We start from the raw sequence: 14283 nt of genomic DNA, 5'->3' as shown, positions 1-14283 counted from the left end.
CATCCTGCTTTCAAGTGGAATCGCTGAAAGTGGATAAGATGCTCTAGAATCAAAGTGATAGAGCGTCCTTTGTGCGTTCACTTGAACGCACGGCGCTCGAGATCACATAGACCTTGAGCGCAGCACCTTGTCGGGATTCATGATGCCTGCGGGGTCGAAGGCATGCTTGATTCGCTGCATCAGTTCGATCTCGATTGCCGGGCGGATTTCCGCAAGCTCATCGCGCTTCAATTGACCGATGCCGTGCTCGGCAGAGATCGATCCGCGATATTTCAGCACGATCCCGTGGACGATGCCGTTCATCTCGTGCCAACGGTCGAGGAAGGCCTGTTTGTCGGCGCCAACCGGCTGGGAAATGTTGTAATGGATGTTGCCGTCGCCCATGTGACCGAAGGCACATATACGGGCTCCGGGTATGGCTCTCATTACGGCGGCATCGGCCTCAGCCATGAAGGCAGGGATGCTCGACACGGGCACCGACACGTCGTGCTTGATCGAACCGCCTTCCGGTTTCTGTGCCGGCGACATGCTTTCGCGCATGTGCCACAGCGCCTTGCGCTGCGTCTCGTTCGTCGCAATGACCGCATTTTCGACAAGGCCACCGCTGACGCCCGCTTCGAGCACGCCCTGCACCATACGCTCCGCGCTTTCCGCGGAATCCGAGGTCGAAATATCGATCAGCGCGTACCAGGGATGGACTGTCGCCATCGGGTCACGCACGCCCGGAATATGCCGGGAGGTGAACTCTATGCCGATCCTCGGCATCAGTTCGAACCCTGTCAGCGCCGGCCCGCATAGGCTCGAAGCCCGATCGAAAAGGGTAAGCGCATCCTCGACGCTCTTAAGGCCCGCGAATGCGACCTGATGGCCAAGCGGCTTCGGGAACAGCTTCAACACGGCGCCGGTGATGACGCCGAGCGTTCCTTCAGCACCGATGAAAAGGTCTCGGAGGTCGTAGCCGGTATTGTCTTTCTTCAGCCGGCGCAATCCGTCCCAGATTTCGCCGGTCGGCAGCACGACCTCCAGCCCCAGGCAGAGCTGGCGCATATTGCCGTAGGCGAGCACGGCCGTACCGCCGGCATTGGTCGAGAGATTGCCGCCGATCCGGGCTGAACCTTCGGAGCCGAGCGACAGCGGGAAGAGCCGTCCGGCATCGTCCGCAGCCTTCTGGATGTCCGCTAGGATGCAGCCGGCATCGGCCACGATGACGTTGCCCACGGGATCGACGTCGCGGATGCGGTTCAGCCGCTCGAGTGAAAGAACCATGTCGGCTTTTCCCTCGCGCGGAATCTGGCCGGCCACATGTCCGGTATTGCCGCCCTGCGGGACGATCGCGGTGTGGGTCTGGCTTGCCAGGCGCATGATGCGCGAGACTTCCTCGACGGAGCCTGGCCTGAGAACGAGCGGGGTGGTGCCGTGATAAAGCCCGCGTGATTCGACGAGATAAGGCGCGGTCTCCGCCGGACTGCTGAACGCATTGCGGCCGCCGACGATGTCGATGAAAGAGGCGATCAGCTCGGGAGAAAGTATGGTCGTCATGATCGTTCCCTCGTTTTCCGACGATAGTTCAGCCTCTGGGCGCTGCTGCTCGCTGCAGGCGGTCGATGATCGCCTCGCCGAGACCTTCTTCCGGAACGCGGCCGAAGGCTATCGTCCGCGCGCCGCTCGCATCCGCTTGCTTCATGTAGTCGAAAAGATTGGCGGCCGCCTCGCGGAGGTTGCCGCCGGGGCTCAAGTCCAGCACGATGGTCGCTTCGCCCTCGCCGGGAAGCGGCCTGCCGCCGAAGCGGATCAACGCTTCTCCCGCCCGCACGTCCGCGGCATTCAACCTTACGGCCGCGCCTGGAGCGTAATGTGACGCAAGCATGCCGGGCGCCTCGATCGTCGCGCCGGCGCTTTCCGGCCGCATGACCTCGCGCCCGGTGAGTTTCTCGATCTCGTCGGCGTCCAACCCGCCCGGTCTGAGGAGCCGCAGCGTGCCGTCTTCAACCTTGATGATTGTCGATTCGAGGCCGATTTCGGCCGGGCCGGCATCGAGGATGAGTTTCAGCTTGGATCCGAGGTCGGCTTGCACATGGGCGGCGCTGGTCGGGCTGATCTTGCCGGACGTGTTGGCGCTCGGCGCCGCAAGCGGGTGTCCGAAGCGGGCGATTACCTGGCGTGAGAAACCGTCGGGCATGCGGATGCCGAGCGTATCGAGCCCGGCGGAAGCGAGCGCATGGACGGTGCTCTCCGGCCGCTGCGGCAGGATAAGGGTAAGAGGGCCTGGCCAAAAGGCCTCCGCCAGTCGACGCGAAATCGGATCGAACGTCACATGCGCCTCGGCCATCGCCAAATCCGAGACATGACAGATCAGCGGATTGAAACGGGGCCGGCCCTTCATCTCGTAAATGCGGCTTATCGCGTCAGGGTTTGTGGCGTCGGCCGCGAGGCCGTAAACCGTCTCCGTCGGGATCGCGACCGGCTCGCCTCCGGAAAGAACGATGCAGGCTTTCTCGATCGCCCGGTCTGGCTCTGTGCGTGTATCGATGATTTCGGCCATGGCGGTTCCGTTTGCCTTTTCGTCGCTTCCTTAACGGACGCGCCGGAAAAACAGAACGATTTTCTTCGTCAATGCATGTCGCCCGAAAGTGCGCAGCGGTTTTGGGACAACGACATGCACTAAAACAAGGAGCGGATGTCGCCCGAAAAGTGCGCAGCGGTTTTGGAGCACGACATGTATAAGAACAATGCCGACCAAGCCTGGGTCAAAGGCTGCGAATGATCTGGCGCAGCGCGTCGTCGCGCGCACCCAGCATCAGCACGTTCTTCAGCGCTATCTTCGGGTCCTGCGTCCGGAAGATCAGGCCATTGCCGCGCACATTGCGGTTTATGACCATCTGCCCATCGTCGCCGCCGGGTTCGATAGCGACCGCGAAATACATGCGCGAATAACCCCTCTCTATTCGATCGAAGAAATGCGTCTCGTCACCGAGATCGGAGAAGAAGTTCGCGAAATAAAAGGCCCAGGTGATGTCGTGGGAGCGCTCGAGATGCGTTTTCCCGGCCGTCACATGGCAGTAGCCGAGATGCGGACTGTTCGGCAGGGTGCGGTGAAAGATCATCTTCGGAAACTGGATCGAAGAATGGAATGCGTTGATGCGCTTGTGGGTCGTGTCTCCGGCCGCCGAAAGCTTCCGCCCCGTTTGCTCCGCGACCTCCTCATGCGTCAGGTAGCGCCGTTGCCCGGCCATCCAGTGCCGTCGCCGGTCGATCCGTCCGGTGCGGAGGAACTCCGCGTGGGGCGTGGCCTTTGACGCGGCAACCGGAGCTCTCGTGCCGGTGTCATAATATCTGAGTCTTGCCATTGGCGCCGGCGCCATCCTTGTCCGCGAAACGAGTTGATCCGTCCCGGAATGCTAGCCCTTCAGGGTTAACAGATGATTTTTCAATACATTTTGTCGACGGCAAGCACTCCGCAGTAGTGTCGCAAAATGGACAGTTCATTTCGTGCCGGCGATGACGCTGCCGAAAAAATTCAACAGCTGCTTATATTTCCGACTATCACATTGTTTATAATAAATAATATCAATCACAGCATGGCGGATTGATGCGCGAACATCGTGTCGTCTTTCTGGAAGGGGATGTCGTCAATCGGCAAATGAAAAGACGCTGCGCGCGCTTAGATATCGACACTCAAGGTGCCGCTCCAGGGAGGGCGGAGAATTGGGAAGCCGGTCAGATCCCGGCGCTGCCCCCGCAACGGTGGTGGAGCGAAAGCCACGGCAAAAAGCCACTGGACGGTGTGTCCGGGAAGGCGCCGGGCGGGTCCTTCTTGGGGCCGCTCCAGAGCCCGGAAACCAGCCTTGGGACGAAAAAATCGACCGTAACTGGTTGCGGCGGGCAGCCGGATCGGAGCCTTTGATGCGCCGGCATTATCGTCGGCGTTGGTTCCTGTCCTGCCTCTCCGAACTGATGAAAGAGGACAGGACATGGACATTCAGAACGATATGCTGCGTCGGCTCACAAACCGCCGTGAGGGCCATAGCCTCGACCGGGCCTTCTACACCGACCCGGACTATTACCGGCAAGACCTCGAGCACATCTGGTACAAGGACTGGCTCTTCATCGGCCATGACTGCGAAATTCCGCGGGCCGGCAACTACTTCACCGTTCAGGTCGGCGACTATCCGATCGTCGTCGTCCGCGACCGGCAGGGAACGATCCGGGCACTCCACAATTCCTGCCGCCACCGCGGCTCGCGCGTCTGCACGCAGCACAAGGGCTCCTCGGCCAAGCTCGTCTGTCCCTATCACCAGTGGACCTACGAACTGGACGGAAAACTGCTTTTCGCGCGGCAGATGCCCGAAGGCTTCGATCCGGCTGAGCACAGCCTGAAGCCGGTTCATTGCGAAACGGTTGGAGGCTATATCTTCATCAGCCTCGCCGACGAGCCGATGGATTTCCAGCCGTTCCGCGAGACGGTTGCCGGTTATCTCGCGCCGCATCGCCTTGGTGAAACCAAGGTCGCCTATGAGAGCACGATCGTCGAGAAGGGCAACTGGAAGCTTGTCTGGGAAAACAACCGCGAGTGCTATCATTGCGCTGCCAACCATCCGGAGCTTTGCCGCACCTACCCCGAGGCTCCGACGGTGACGGGTGTCCAGGGCGCAATGGACGACCCGGAGATCGGCGCCCATTGGGAAAGGTGCGAGGCGGCGGGCCTTCCGAGCAGCTTCAGGATTGCACCGACCGGCCAGTTCCGGATGACGCGGATGCCGCTGATCAACGGGGCGGAGAGCTACACCATGTCCGGACAGGCGGCCGTCCGCAAACCGCTTTCGGCCGGCGTCAACGAGCGCGGGATCGGCACGCTCTTGCTCTTCCACTACCCGACCACCTGGAACCATGTGCTCGGCGATCACGCGGTCACCTTCCGTGTGCTGCCCCTTGGCCCGGAACTGACGCAGGTCACCACCAAATGGCTGGTCAGCAAGGATGCAGTCGAGGGTGTCGATTACACAATCGAGGACCTTACTCATGTCTGGACGGAGACCAATGACCAGGATCGCCAGATCGTAGAGGAAAACGCCTTCGGCATCCGCTCGCCGGCCTATGAGCCGGGCCCCTATTCGGCCGAGCACGAGGGTGGCGTGATGCAGTTCGTCGAATGGTACTGCAGTTTCATGCGGAACCGCCTGCAGGACGCCGCCGCTCCTCTCTCACAGGTGGCCTGATCATGGAAATGGGTTCCTCTTTTCGCCATTTCGATGAGTTGCATCCGTGGATCGATCGGCAGCATCTGCTCGAATGCATATCGGCCGTCGTCGAGACCGCGGACGTGATGACCTTCACCTTCCGTTCGGACAAACTGGCCTGGTTCCGCTATCTGCCGGGGCAGTTCGTCACGCTCGAGCTGCCCGTCGGCGAGGAGCCGGTGATGCGCACCTACACGCTGTCATCCTCGCCATCACGTCCGCTCTCGGTTGCCGTCACCGTCAAGGCGCAGCCGGACAGTATCGGTACGCGCTGGATGTTCGACAATCTGAAGCCCGGCATGAAGCTGAGGGCGCTCGGGCCGCTCGGCGATTTCAGCTTCGTTCGCCATCCGGGTGAGAAATACCTGTTTATCTCGGCTGGCTCGGGTGTCACGCCGATGATGTCGATGACGCGCTGGATGGCGGACTGCGCGCCCGACACGGACGTCAACTTCATTTCCTGCGCGCGCCGGCCGGAGGACCTCCTGTTCCGCTCCGAACTGGAGGTTCTCGCCCGCCAGATGCCGCGGCTCAATCTCGGCTTTCTCGTCGAAGGCCATGAGGCGCGCCACGGCTGGCATGGGCTGCGCGGTCGCATCGATGCGACGAAATTGCCTCTGCTCGCGCCAGACTTCCTGGAGAGGACGGTCTTTTGCTGCGGGCCCGAACCTTTCATGCGCGGCGTCAGGGAGATGCTGAAAGGCGCCGGTTTCGATATGGCGCGCTATCACGAGGAGAGTTTCCAGCCGGCAGCCGCGCCGGCGGCCGAGGAGCTCGCGGTGCGCGCCGGCGCGGGGCTGGGCACTGCGGCCGAGGCGGCGCGCGTCACCTTCACCATGAGCGGCAAGGACGTGACGGTGGTGCCGGGCCAGACGATCCTGCAGGCCGCCCGCGCCAACGGCGTCCGCATCGGCGCCGCCTGCGAGGGCGGCATATGCGGTACCTGCCGTGTGATGAAAGTCGCCGGCGACGTCGAGATGAACCACAATGGCGGCATACTCGATGACGAGATCGAGGAAGGCTACATCCTTGCTTGCTGCTCACTGCCGCTCGGCGACGTGCAGATCGAGGCTTGACGGGCGCGGGCCCTCAGCGCCGCTCGGTCTGCTGGGGCAAGTGTATTTCGGCAGCTCTAACGGCGATCGAGCCGGTAACGGTCATGTCAACGCCGCTACCCGATTTGCTCTCGGCCGTCGCGCGGCTGACGAGCAGCGCAGGCCGCCTGAGGGAGACAACCGCCTTGGCACTGGCTGCCGGCGCCGTGCCGCGCGTCGCCGCAGCGATAACGGTCAGCACCGGCGGTTTCTCGGGCAGCAGTGCCCCTTGCGCCCAGATGGCCCTAAGTGCAGGAGCGGGCATGGGAGCGACGTTCACATCGATATCGTCCAGCGTGCCCGGCACCCGATAGGGGCAGCGCCGCTTGCCGCAATTGTGCGACGAGGAGAATTGCCAGAGGGCGTAGCTGTCCCAGTTCCCCATCGGAAAGACCTTGCGGATGTCCGGCTTGTAGCGGGCGTACCACAGCGGAAGCCGCGACAGCAACCGGTGCTTGTGGCGGTTGGCGGCTATGTATCTCGCGGTGATGTGGTTGGTGTAAAGGATCGGGTAGCGTCCGGTGCGGGCCTTGATATGCCCGGCGAAGATGGCCGCGTCCTCCAGCGACATGTATTTTTCCGGATCGATCCCCTCGATGTCGAGGACCATCACCTCGTCGTCGCGGGGGCTGGCATAGTCGAGGAAATGATTGGCCTGATCGACAGGATTGCCGGGACGGGCCATATGATAGGCCCCCCAGAGCAGACCATACGAGCGTGCGATCATTCGGCGCGTCTGGTAGAGCTCGCGGCTGACGGCGTACTTGCGCCACATCGTCTTGCAATGGGCGACCGTGTCGCCGCCGTGGTCTCCGGTGCAGGAGAAACTTTCGGGCAGGCCGTCGGAGGCTTTGGCGATGAAGCCGGCGATGCGCTTGTCCTTCAGCAGCGCTTCCCAGTCGATGCTGTTCATCTCATAGGCATCGACGATGATGGCGTTCTGCCGCTGTTTCCAGGGTTCGAGATCACGCGCGTGAACATTCACCGCCGCGAAGGTCAGACCCAGAAGGGCCACCAGGCGCAAGATCGTCCCCGAGATCGAGAGTCCCCGCTTTTCCATTCACTGAGATTGCCGACATTAGCGTTAAAAGGTCGTAAATCTCAGCCCCGCCTCGATCCTGCGCGAGACGAACGCTCCTGTACACAGACCTCCAGCAGAAGCGTCATTGGCAGATTCGGCTCTGGATTGTGGTGCTACGGCGCCGGTCCGATCGGGAAAGGCCCTTGGCGACATGGTTTCATCTCGCGATCCGTGCTCTAAGTTTCATCATGGCAAAGGCACAGTCGTCGGCCGCATCTTCCAAAAAGAGAGAACAAAACCCGTTACTTATGCATTCGCCCCGCCGGTGATTCCGGCTTTTCGGCCATGGAGGCAGGCTAGGAGGCAAGGTTGGAAGTGGTTCTCCTTCGGATCGGCGCAGGTGGAAGCATGCTACAGAATCCCGATCCGGCGAAGAATGAGCCAGGCAAGTCCCATGGAAAAGGCGATGATCAAAGCCGCATAGAGCGTGCCGCTTCCATCAGCGAAGGGCAGGGCTCCCGTGTTCATGCCGAAGAAGCCGGTCACCAGCGTCGGCGGCAAGAGAAAAGCTGTCATCAGCGACAGGATATAGAGATGCCGGTTTGTCTCCGAGGAAATCTTGCTGTCGATTTCCTCGTGCAGAAGCCTCGCGCGTTCCTGAAGCGCGAAGACATCGCGATCGACTGCCTCCAGCCGATCGGAGAGCCGCTCTGCCGCGTCGATGAAACCCGGCGGCACCTCGTCCTCTTCCGATGCCCCGGCCCGCCGCAAGAGGGCGAGAATGGTCCGCAGGTGCCGATGCAGCCGCACGGCTGTTCTACGCAGTGGAGCCAATCCGGGCTGCTGCCTGTGCTCTGCCTCGCCATAGACGCGATCCTCGATGATGTTCAGTTCTTCGGTCAGTTCCAGGACGAGTGAGATCAACGTGCGCTGGAACTCGATGACCAGCATTTCGAAAAGATCGATCGGCCGGCTGCATTTGGCGCTTTTCTCGACGGCCGCCTTAACCCGGTCGAGGCCGCGCAGCGGGTGCAGCCGCGTGGTGATGATGATCTTGTCGCTCACTGCAAAGTGCAGCCAGCCGATCGTCTTGGTAACCGCGTCGAACGTGCGCTCGAAATCCACCAGCGTTCCGTGGACGGCGTCCTCGGAAACGGTGATCGCCGCCTGTGTGTCGTGACTGGTCAGCGTGGCAATCGCCGCTTGCGGAAGGTTGCTGATGCGTTCGATCAGCGCGGGCGTTCGCGCATCGCTGAGTGCCAGGTGCAGCCAGACCCAGCCGTCGCCGGCAGAAAGGTCGTCGATCGAAGAGTCGGCCGCGATGCGCTGGCATCGGCTCTCCCCCGGTATGAAGCGGTAGGCCCAGACAAGGCCCGGTATGTCGGGAGAAATCAGGTTCATCGCAGCGCCTTGGCTACAGGGCCGCGCGTCTGATCAGACGCGCCAAGGTCGCTGTAGAGCTTTGAGTTTCTGCATGATTTTGTCCCTAAATCGATTTCGATTCAGGGACAAAATCATGCAGTAGAGCGGGATGAGGGGAGGTGGGCACGGTTTTCCGCCTGCATCCCGCACTCGGCTTCTAATCCCCCTCGATGACAGTTTTGTTACAATCTCTGCAGCTTGCTACCGACCGCAATTGACGTTGACGTTTACGTAAAAATCAATAGTCTTCGGGTTCGAAGAAGGACGCGCGGCGCTCATGACTGCGGCTGCGCGGAGAGGATCATCATGTACAAAGCACCCGTCGACGAGATCGCATTCACACTGAAGCACGTGGCCGGGATGGCCGAGGCCTTGGACGCTGGTGTTTTCGGTGAACTTGGTGAAGATCTGGTCGACGCGATCCTCGCGGAAGCCGGGCGTTTCGCGATGGAAGAGGTGGCTCCTCTCGGCGAAGTCGGTGACCGGCAGGGGGCGCAGCTCGTCGACGGCGCGGTCAAGACGCCGGAGGGATGGCGCGATCTCTATCACAACTGGATCGGCGGCGGCTGGAATGGCCTGACGGCGCCCGAGGCCTTCGGCGGCCAAAATCTGCCCCACATGCTCCACGTCGCCGCGATGGAGATGTGGAATGCCGGTTCGATGGCTTTCGCACTTGGCCCGACACTGACGATGGGCGCCATCGAAGCGCTGGAGAAGCACGGTTCCGAGGCGCTGAAGACAACGTATCTCGCAAAAATGGTTTCAGGCGAGTGGACCGCCACGATGAATCTGACGGAGCCGCATGCCGGCTCTGATCTCGGCGTGCTCAAGACCCGCGCCGAACGTCGCGACGATGGCAGTTATCGCATTTTCGGCCAGAAGATTTTCATCACCTGGGGCGAGCACGACTTCACCGACAACATCGTCCATCTGGTGCTGGCGCGCCTGCCGGACGCACCCTCCGGCACGAAGGGCATTTCGCTGTTTCTCGTGCCGAAGTTCCTTGTCAACGCCGACGGCTCGCTCGGTGCCCGCAACGATCTTTTCTGCCATTCGCTCGAGCACAAGCTTGGCATTCACGGCTCGCCCACCTGCACGATGATCTATGGTGACGGCAAGTTCGGCGACGAAAAAGGTGCGATCGGTTATCTGGTCGGCGAGGAAAATCGCGGTCTCGCCTGCATGTTCACGATGATGAACAACGCCCGGCTGGCCGTCGGCATGCAGGGTGTCGCGATCGCCGACGCGGCCACCCAGAAGGCGATCGCCTATGCGAAGGAGCGCACGCAGGGCAGGGCGCCCGGCTGGAGCGCCGAAGGCATGAGCCCGATCATCGAGCATCCGGATGTCGCCCGCATGCTTTTGACGATGAAGGCACTGACACAAGGGTCGCGGGCGATCGCCTATGCCTGCGCCCACGCGGTCGACATGGCAGACGCCAGCAGGGGCGACCAAGCCCGCCATTGGCAGGAGCGTTCGAGCCTGCTGACGCCGATTGCAAAATCCTTTGCCACCGATGCCGGTGTCGACGTCGCCTCCCTCGGAATCCAGGTGCATGGCGGCATGGGCTTCATCGAGGAAACCGGCGCCGCCCGTTATCTGCGCGATGCGCGTATCGCGCCGATCTACGAGGGCACCAACGGTATCCAGGCGATCGATCTCGCCACCCGCAAGTTGCCCTTGTCCGATGGTGCCCATGTGCGCGGCTTCATCGCCGAACTGAGCGAGGTCGCCGCCGCTGTCAGGGCCACGAACAGGAAGGGGTTCGGCGAGACGGCAGCGCGGCTCGATGCTGCGATCGCGGATCTTTCCGACGCGACCGAGTGGCTGCTGGCCGCTCTGGACGGCGGAAAACTTACCGATGTGCTATCCGGTGCAACCGCCTATCAGCGCCTCTTCGGACTGATACTGACAGGCGTTTACCTGGCCAAGGGCGGGATGGCGGAGGCCGGTGACGGCAAGGAAGATGCGCGCATCGCGCTTTGCCGTTTCACCGCAGAGAACCTGCTCGCGGAAACAGGCGCGCTCAAGGATCGCGTCGTCAGTGGCGCCGAAAGCCTTGCGGCTGCGCGCGCCGTTCTGGTTTGAAGGGGGAAGCTATGACCGATCATGTGCTCGTAGAACGCCCGGAGGCCTTCCCCAGCGTCCAGGTCATCCGCTTCAACCGGCCGGAAAAGAAGAACGCCATCACGCGCGAAATGTACGCGAAGATGACGAACGCGTTGACGGTGGCCGGAACCGATCCGGCGGTGCGCGCCACTGCCTTCCTCGGCACCGACGGATGCTTCTCGGCCGGAAACGACATGGCCGACTTTCTCGCCTTTGCCATGGGCGGGACGATGGGGACCGAGGTGCTCGATTTCGTGCGGGCGCTCGCGGGAGCGAGAAAGCCGGTCATATCCGGCGTCGACGGCCTGGCGATTGGCATCGGCACGACCATCCATCTTCATTGCGACCTGACGATTGCTTCGCAGCGTTCGATCTTCAAGACACCCTTCGTGGATCTTGCGCTCGTGCCTGAAGCTGCCTCAAGCCTGATCGCGCCGCGCATCATGGGGCACCAGCGCGCCTTCGCGCTTCTTGCCGCTGGAGAACCGCTGGAGGCCGCCGATGCCTTGCAAGCCGGGCTGATCTGGAAGGTCGTCGACCAAGAAGCGGTGGAGCACGAGACGCTCTCGCTCGCGGCACGTCTCGCCAGGAAACCGCCGGAAGCGCTCAGGATCGCACGAGATCTCATTCGTGGGGATCGAAGTGACGTGCTCTCCCGCATCGACGAGGAAGCTGCGCACTTCGCCTCGCAGTTGAAGAGCAACGAAGCGCGGGCGGCTTTCGAAGCCTTCATGCGTCGTTAGTTCGGGGGCGATGTTCAGATGGCGCCCGCGTGTGTGTGTTCCGGATTTGAGGTGCGCGTCGCGGCAGAAATCCCGAACTTGCATATGTCAATTTTAATCGCTTCTTAAATAGCGATCGCTAGCGTGCGGTCGCAGTAGGCCTTCTCCGGAAGATCCGCGTCCAAAGTGGAAACACGAAAAAACCGGACCGGATGCTCCGGAACCATAGCGCCGAGCGTCCTCTTACGCCTTCATCCGAACAGGCAGACGCTCGTCGTGCGGGCGGCCCCGGCCGCATGAGGCATGGCCGGTCTTGCCTTCGCGGCATGTCCAATCATTTCCCGCAATTTTGCGCGTCGCTCGCCGCGACCGATCCGCTCTGCGCGGGAAATCCACGAGCTCATGTCCGGCGAAGAATGCCGGCGAATCCAGAGGAGCCCCTCCTTGTCCAAACGATCGAATCTCATGACGCGCATTCTCGTTGCTGCGTCCTGCGTTGTCGTCGGCGCCTTTGCAGGCTTTTCCGTCTACATCGATACGCTCCAGAACAGCGCGACGACAAAGGCCGTCGAGGAAAATATCGCCTCGTCCGGCAACCAGGCGGCGACAAGCGTCGCCAATTGGCTGAACGGCCGCGTGACGCTGACGGCCATGGTCGCCGACGCCGTCGGTCGCGTCGGGGACGACGCCGGTGTCCAACCGGTTCTGAAGAATGATGTCCTCACCGCCGAGTTCATCTCCACCTATGTCGGCAACGAAAGCGGCAAGTTCATCACCTGGCCTGAAACGCCGATGCCGGAAGGCTACGATCCACGCCAGCGCCCGTGGTATCAGCAGGCCGTCAAGGCCGATGCTCGCGTGCTGACCGAACCCTACATCGACGCCTCCAGCGGCGATCTGATCATCAGCGCAGCGGTGCCGGTCAAGCATGATGGCAAGCTCTATGGCGTGGCAGGGAGCGACTTTTCGCTGAAGACCCTGGTCTCCATGGTCAAGGCGATCGACGTCGGGGGCGAGGGCTTCGCGTTTCTTGCCAACAAGGATGGCCAGATTCTTGTGCATCCGAATGCCAAGCTGGTGACGAAGACGCTCGCCGACGCCTTTCCGGCCAGCACGCCGAAGATCGGTAGCGGCATCGCCAACACCGAACTCGACGGCAAGCCGATGCTAGTTAGCTTTGTGCCGGTCAAGGGGCTTCCCTCGGTCGAGTGGTATGTTGGCTTTGTCGTGGACGCGGACGTCGCCTATTCGGCGATCAGCCAGTTCCGCGTCGCCGCTACCGTTGCGACGATCCTTGCAGTCGGTGCCATGATCACCTTCCTCGCGACGCTGCTCAGCCGCTTGGTCATCCGGCCGATCACCGAAATGACCGGCACGATGGAAAAGCTCGCCGCCGGCAATATCGAGGTCGAAATCCCCTGCGAGACGCGTCGCGACCAGATCGGATCGATGGCCGCGGCCGTTGCCGTCTTCCGCGCCAACGCCGTCGAACGCGCGCGGCTCGCGGACGAAGCGGACGCGAATCGGTCGCTCTCCGAGCGCGAGCGCCTGGACCGCGAGGCCCAGAAGGCGCGCGATGCGGCAGAAGTGCAGCACGCTGTCGACGCGCTTGCGACCGGCCTCGGTCGGCTCGCCAACGGCGATCTCGCCTTCCGCATCGACAGCCCCTTTGCCGATCGCCTCGATCGCCTGAGGGCCGACTTCAACAATTCGGTCGCCAAGCTGCACGACACGCTCCGTGCGGTCGGCGTCAACGCCCGCGCGATCGATGCCGGCGCCAGCGAGATCCGTTCGGCCGCTGACGATCTTGCCCGTCGCACCGAGCAGCAGGCAGCCTCGGTCGAGGAAACGGCCGCAGCGCTCGAGGAGATCACCACGACGGTGAAGGACTCGGCGCACCGGGCGGAAGAGGTCGGAGCACTCGTCGCCCGCACCCGCGCCGGCGCCGAGAAGTCCGGTGAAGTCGTCCAGAACGCCGTCCAGGCGATGCACGCGATCGAGAAGTCGTCCGGCGAGATTTCGAATATCATCGGCGTCATCGACGACATCGCCTTCCAGACCAACCTCCTGGCGCTGAATGCCGGCGTCGAGGCGGCCCGTGCAGGCGAAGCCGGCAAGGGATTTGCCGTCGTCGCCCAGGAAGTGCGCGAGCTTGCCCAGCGGTCGGCCAATGCCGCCAAGGAAATCAAGGCGCTGATCACGACCTCCGGCGACCAGGTGCGCTCCGGCGTGACGCTCGTCGGCGATACCGGCCGCGCTCTGGAAGCGATCGTCGCCGAGGTGCAGGAGATCAACAAGCATGTCAGCGCGATCGTGACCGCGACGCGCGAGCAGTCGACGGGTCTTCAGGAGATCAATACCGCCGTCAACACCATGGACCAGGGCACGCAGCAGAATGCGGCAATGGTGGAGGAACAGACGGCGGCAAGCCACGGCCTCGCCCAGGAGGCGGCAGCACTAAACACGCTGCTCGCCCAGTTCAACCTCGGCGAGACGCAAGTGGCCCATACGAGCGCGACGAGCTACCGGCGCCGCGCGGCCTGATCAGAGGCGACTGGAAACATTTGGGGCCTGGCATTTTGCCGGGCCTTCGTCATTTCTACAGCGCCGCGCGTCTTATCAGACGCGCAAAGGTCGCTGTAGCACTTTGAATTGCTGCATGTTTCCTTAAATCGACT

General features: G+C 62.2%; 10 protein-coding genes and 1 riboswitch. Of the genes, 5 read left to right on the top strand and 5 right to left on the bottom strand.

Annotation, left to right across the window (positions count from 1 at the left end):
- Nucleotides 1-102: 102 nt before the first annotated feature.
- The 3 genes from QN222_RS14750 to QN222_RS14740 form a co-directional block, all read right to left on the bottom strand.
- Entirely contained in the window at nt 103-1539 is a 1437-nt protein-coding gene (locus QN222_RS14750) for an FAD-binding oxidoreductase (protein ID WP_283964902.1), read from the bottom strand.
- A 28-nt stretch (nt 1540-1567) separates the two neighbouring features.
- A complete protein-coding gene (locus tag QN222_RS14745; protein WP_283964901.1) occupies nt 1568-2542 on the bottom strand; it encodes an L-threonylcarbamoyladenylate synthase in 975 nt (324 codons plus the stop codon).
- Between the two features lie 205 nt (nt 2543-2747).
- On the bottom strand, nt 2748-3347 hold the full coding sequence (locus tag QN222_RS14740; protein ID WP_283964900.1) for a DUF6656 family protein: 600 nt from the start codon (nt 3345-3347) through the stop codon (nt 2748-2750).
- A 314-nt stretch (nt 3348-3661) separates the two neighbouring features.
- A riboswitch (cobalamin riboswitch) is annotated at nt 3662-3863 on the top strand.
- 108 nt (nt 3864-3971) lie between these two features.
- On the opposite strand from QN222_RS14740, the gene QN222_RS14735 reads away from it, so the two are divergent.
- Both QN222_RS14735 and QN222_RS14730 read left to right on the top strand, forming a co-directional pair.
- Entirely contained in the window at nt 3972-5216 is a 1245-nt protein-coding gene (locus QN222_RS14735) for an aromatic ring-hydroxylating dioxygenase subunit alpha (RefSeq protein ID WP_283964899.1), read from the top strand.
- A gap of 2 nt (nt 5217-5218) precedes the next feature.
- Nucleotides 5219-6313 carry a hybrid-cluster NAD(P)-dependent oxidoreductase gene (locus QN222_RS14730; protein WP_283964898.1) on the top strand — a complete coding sequence of 365 codons (1095 nt, stop codon included), beginning with the start codon at nt 5219-5221 and terminating at the stop codon, nt 6311-6313.
- A 13-nt stretch (nt 6314-6326) separates the two neighbouring features.
- On the opposite strand, the gene QN222_RS14725 is transcribed toward QN222_RS14730, so the two are convergent.
- Nucleotides 6327-7391 carry a glycoside hydrolase family 25 protein gene (locus tag QN222_RS14725; protein ID WP_283964897.1) on the bottom strand — a complete coding sequence of 355 codons (1065 nt, stop codon included), beginning with the start codon at nt 7389-7391 and terminating at the stop codon, nt 6327-6329.
- A gap of 372 nt (nt 7392-7763) precedes the next feature.
- A complete protein-coding gene (locus tag QN222_RS14720; RefSeq protein WP_283964896.1) occupies nt 7764-8753 on the bottom strand; it encodes a transporter in 990 nt (329 codons plus the stop codon).
- A gap of 327 nt (nt 8754-9080) precedes the next feature.
- Here QN222_RS14720 and QN222_RS14715 point away from each other — a divergent pair, with 327 nt between their 5' ends.
- The 3 genes from QN222_RS14715 (at nt 9081) to mcpU (ending at nt 14149) form a co-directional block, all read left to right on the top strand.
- Nucleotides 9081-10862, top strand: a complete 1782-nt coding sequence (locus tag QN222_RS14715) for an acyl-CoA dehydrogenase (RefSeq protein WP_283964895.1) — start codon at nt 9081-9083, stop codon at nt 10860-10862.
- A gap of 11 nt (nt 10863-10873) precedes the next feature.
- Nucleotides 10874-11626 carry a crotonase/enoyl-CoA hydratase family protein gene (locus QN222_RS14710; protein ID WP_283964894.1) on the top strand — a complete coding sequence of 251 codons (753 nt, stop codon included), beginning with the start codon at nt 10874-10876 and terminating at the stop codon, nt 11624-11626.
- Nucleotides 11627-12007: 381 nt separating this feature from the next.
- Nucleotides 12008-14149: a methyl-accepting chemotaxis protein McpU gene (gene mcpU / locus QN222_RS14705; protein ID WP_283964893.1), complete on the top strand. Its 2142-nt coding sequence runs from the start codon at nt 12008-12010 to the stop codon at nt 14147-14149.
- The last annotated feature ends 134 nt before the right edge of the window (nt 14150-14283 follow it).

The sequence above is a fragment of the Sinorhizobium sp. 6-70 genome, from assembly GCF_030124375.1.
Classification (GTDB): domain Bacteria; phylum Pseudomonadota; class Alphaproteobacteria; order Rhizobiales; family Rhizobiaceae; genus Sinorhizobium.
Note: the sequence above shows the minus strand (reverse complement) of the source record. Positions and strands in the feature narration are given on the sequence as shown.

What these genes read in the sequence shown, in the direction of transcription:
- QN222_RS14750 (WP_283964902.1), bottom strand. Translation starts at nt 1,539, where the DNA reads ATGACGACCATACTTTCTCCCGAGCTGATCGCCTCTTTCATCGACATC.
- QN222_RS14745 (WP_283964901.1), bottom strand. Translation starts at nt 2,542, where the DNA reads ATGGCCGAAATCATCGATACACGCACAGAGCCAGACCGGGCGATCGAG.
- QN222_RS14740 (WP_283964900.1), bottom strand. Translation starts at nt 3,347, where the DNA reads ATGGCAAGACTCAGATATTATGACACCGGCACGAGAGCTCCGGTTGCC.
- QN222_RS14735 (WP_283964899.1), top strand. Translation starts at nt 3,972, where the DNA reads ATGGACATTCAGAACGATATGCTGCGTCGGCTCACAAACCGCCGTGAG.
- QN222_RS14730 (WP_283964898.1), top strand. Translation starts at nt 5,219, where the DNA reads ATGGAAATGGGTTCCTCTTTTCGCCATTTCGATGAGTTGCATCCGTGG.
- QN222_RS14725 (WP_283964897.1), bottom strand. Translation starts at nt 7,391, where the DNA reads ATGGAAAAGCGGGGACTCTCGATCTCGGGGACGATCTTGCGCCTGGTG.
- QN222_RS14720 (WP_283964896.1), bottom strand. Translation starts at nt 8,753, where the DNA reads ATGAACCTGATTTCTCCCGACATACCGGGCCTTGTCTGGGCCTACCGC.
- QN222_RS14715 (WP_283964895.1), top strand. Translation starts at nt 9,081, where the DNA reads ATGTACAAAGCACCCGTCGACGAGATCGCATTCACACTGAAGCACGTG.
- QN222_RS14710 (WP_283964894.1), top strand. Translation starts at nt 10,874, where the DNA reads ATGACCGATCATGTGCTCGTAGAACGCCCGGAGGCCTTCCCCAGCGTC.
- mcpU (WP_283964893.1), top strand. Translation starts at nt 12,008, where the DNA reads ATGTCCGGCGAAGAATGCCGGCGAATCCAGAGGAGCCCCTCCTTGTCC.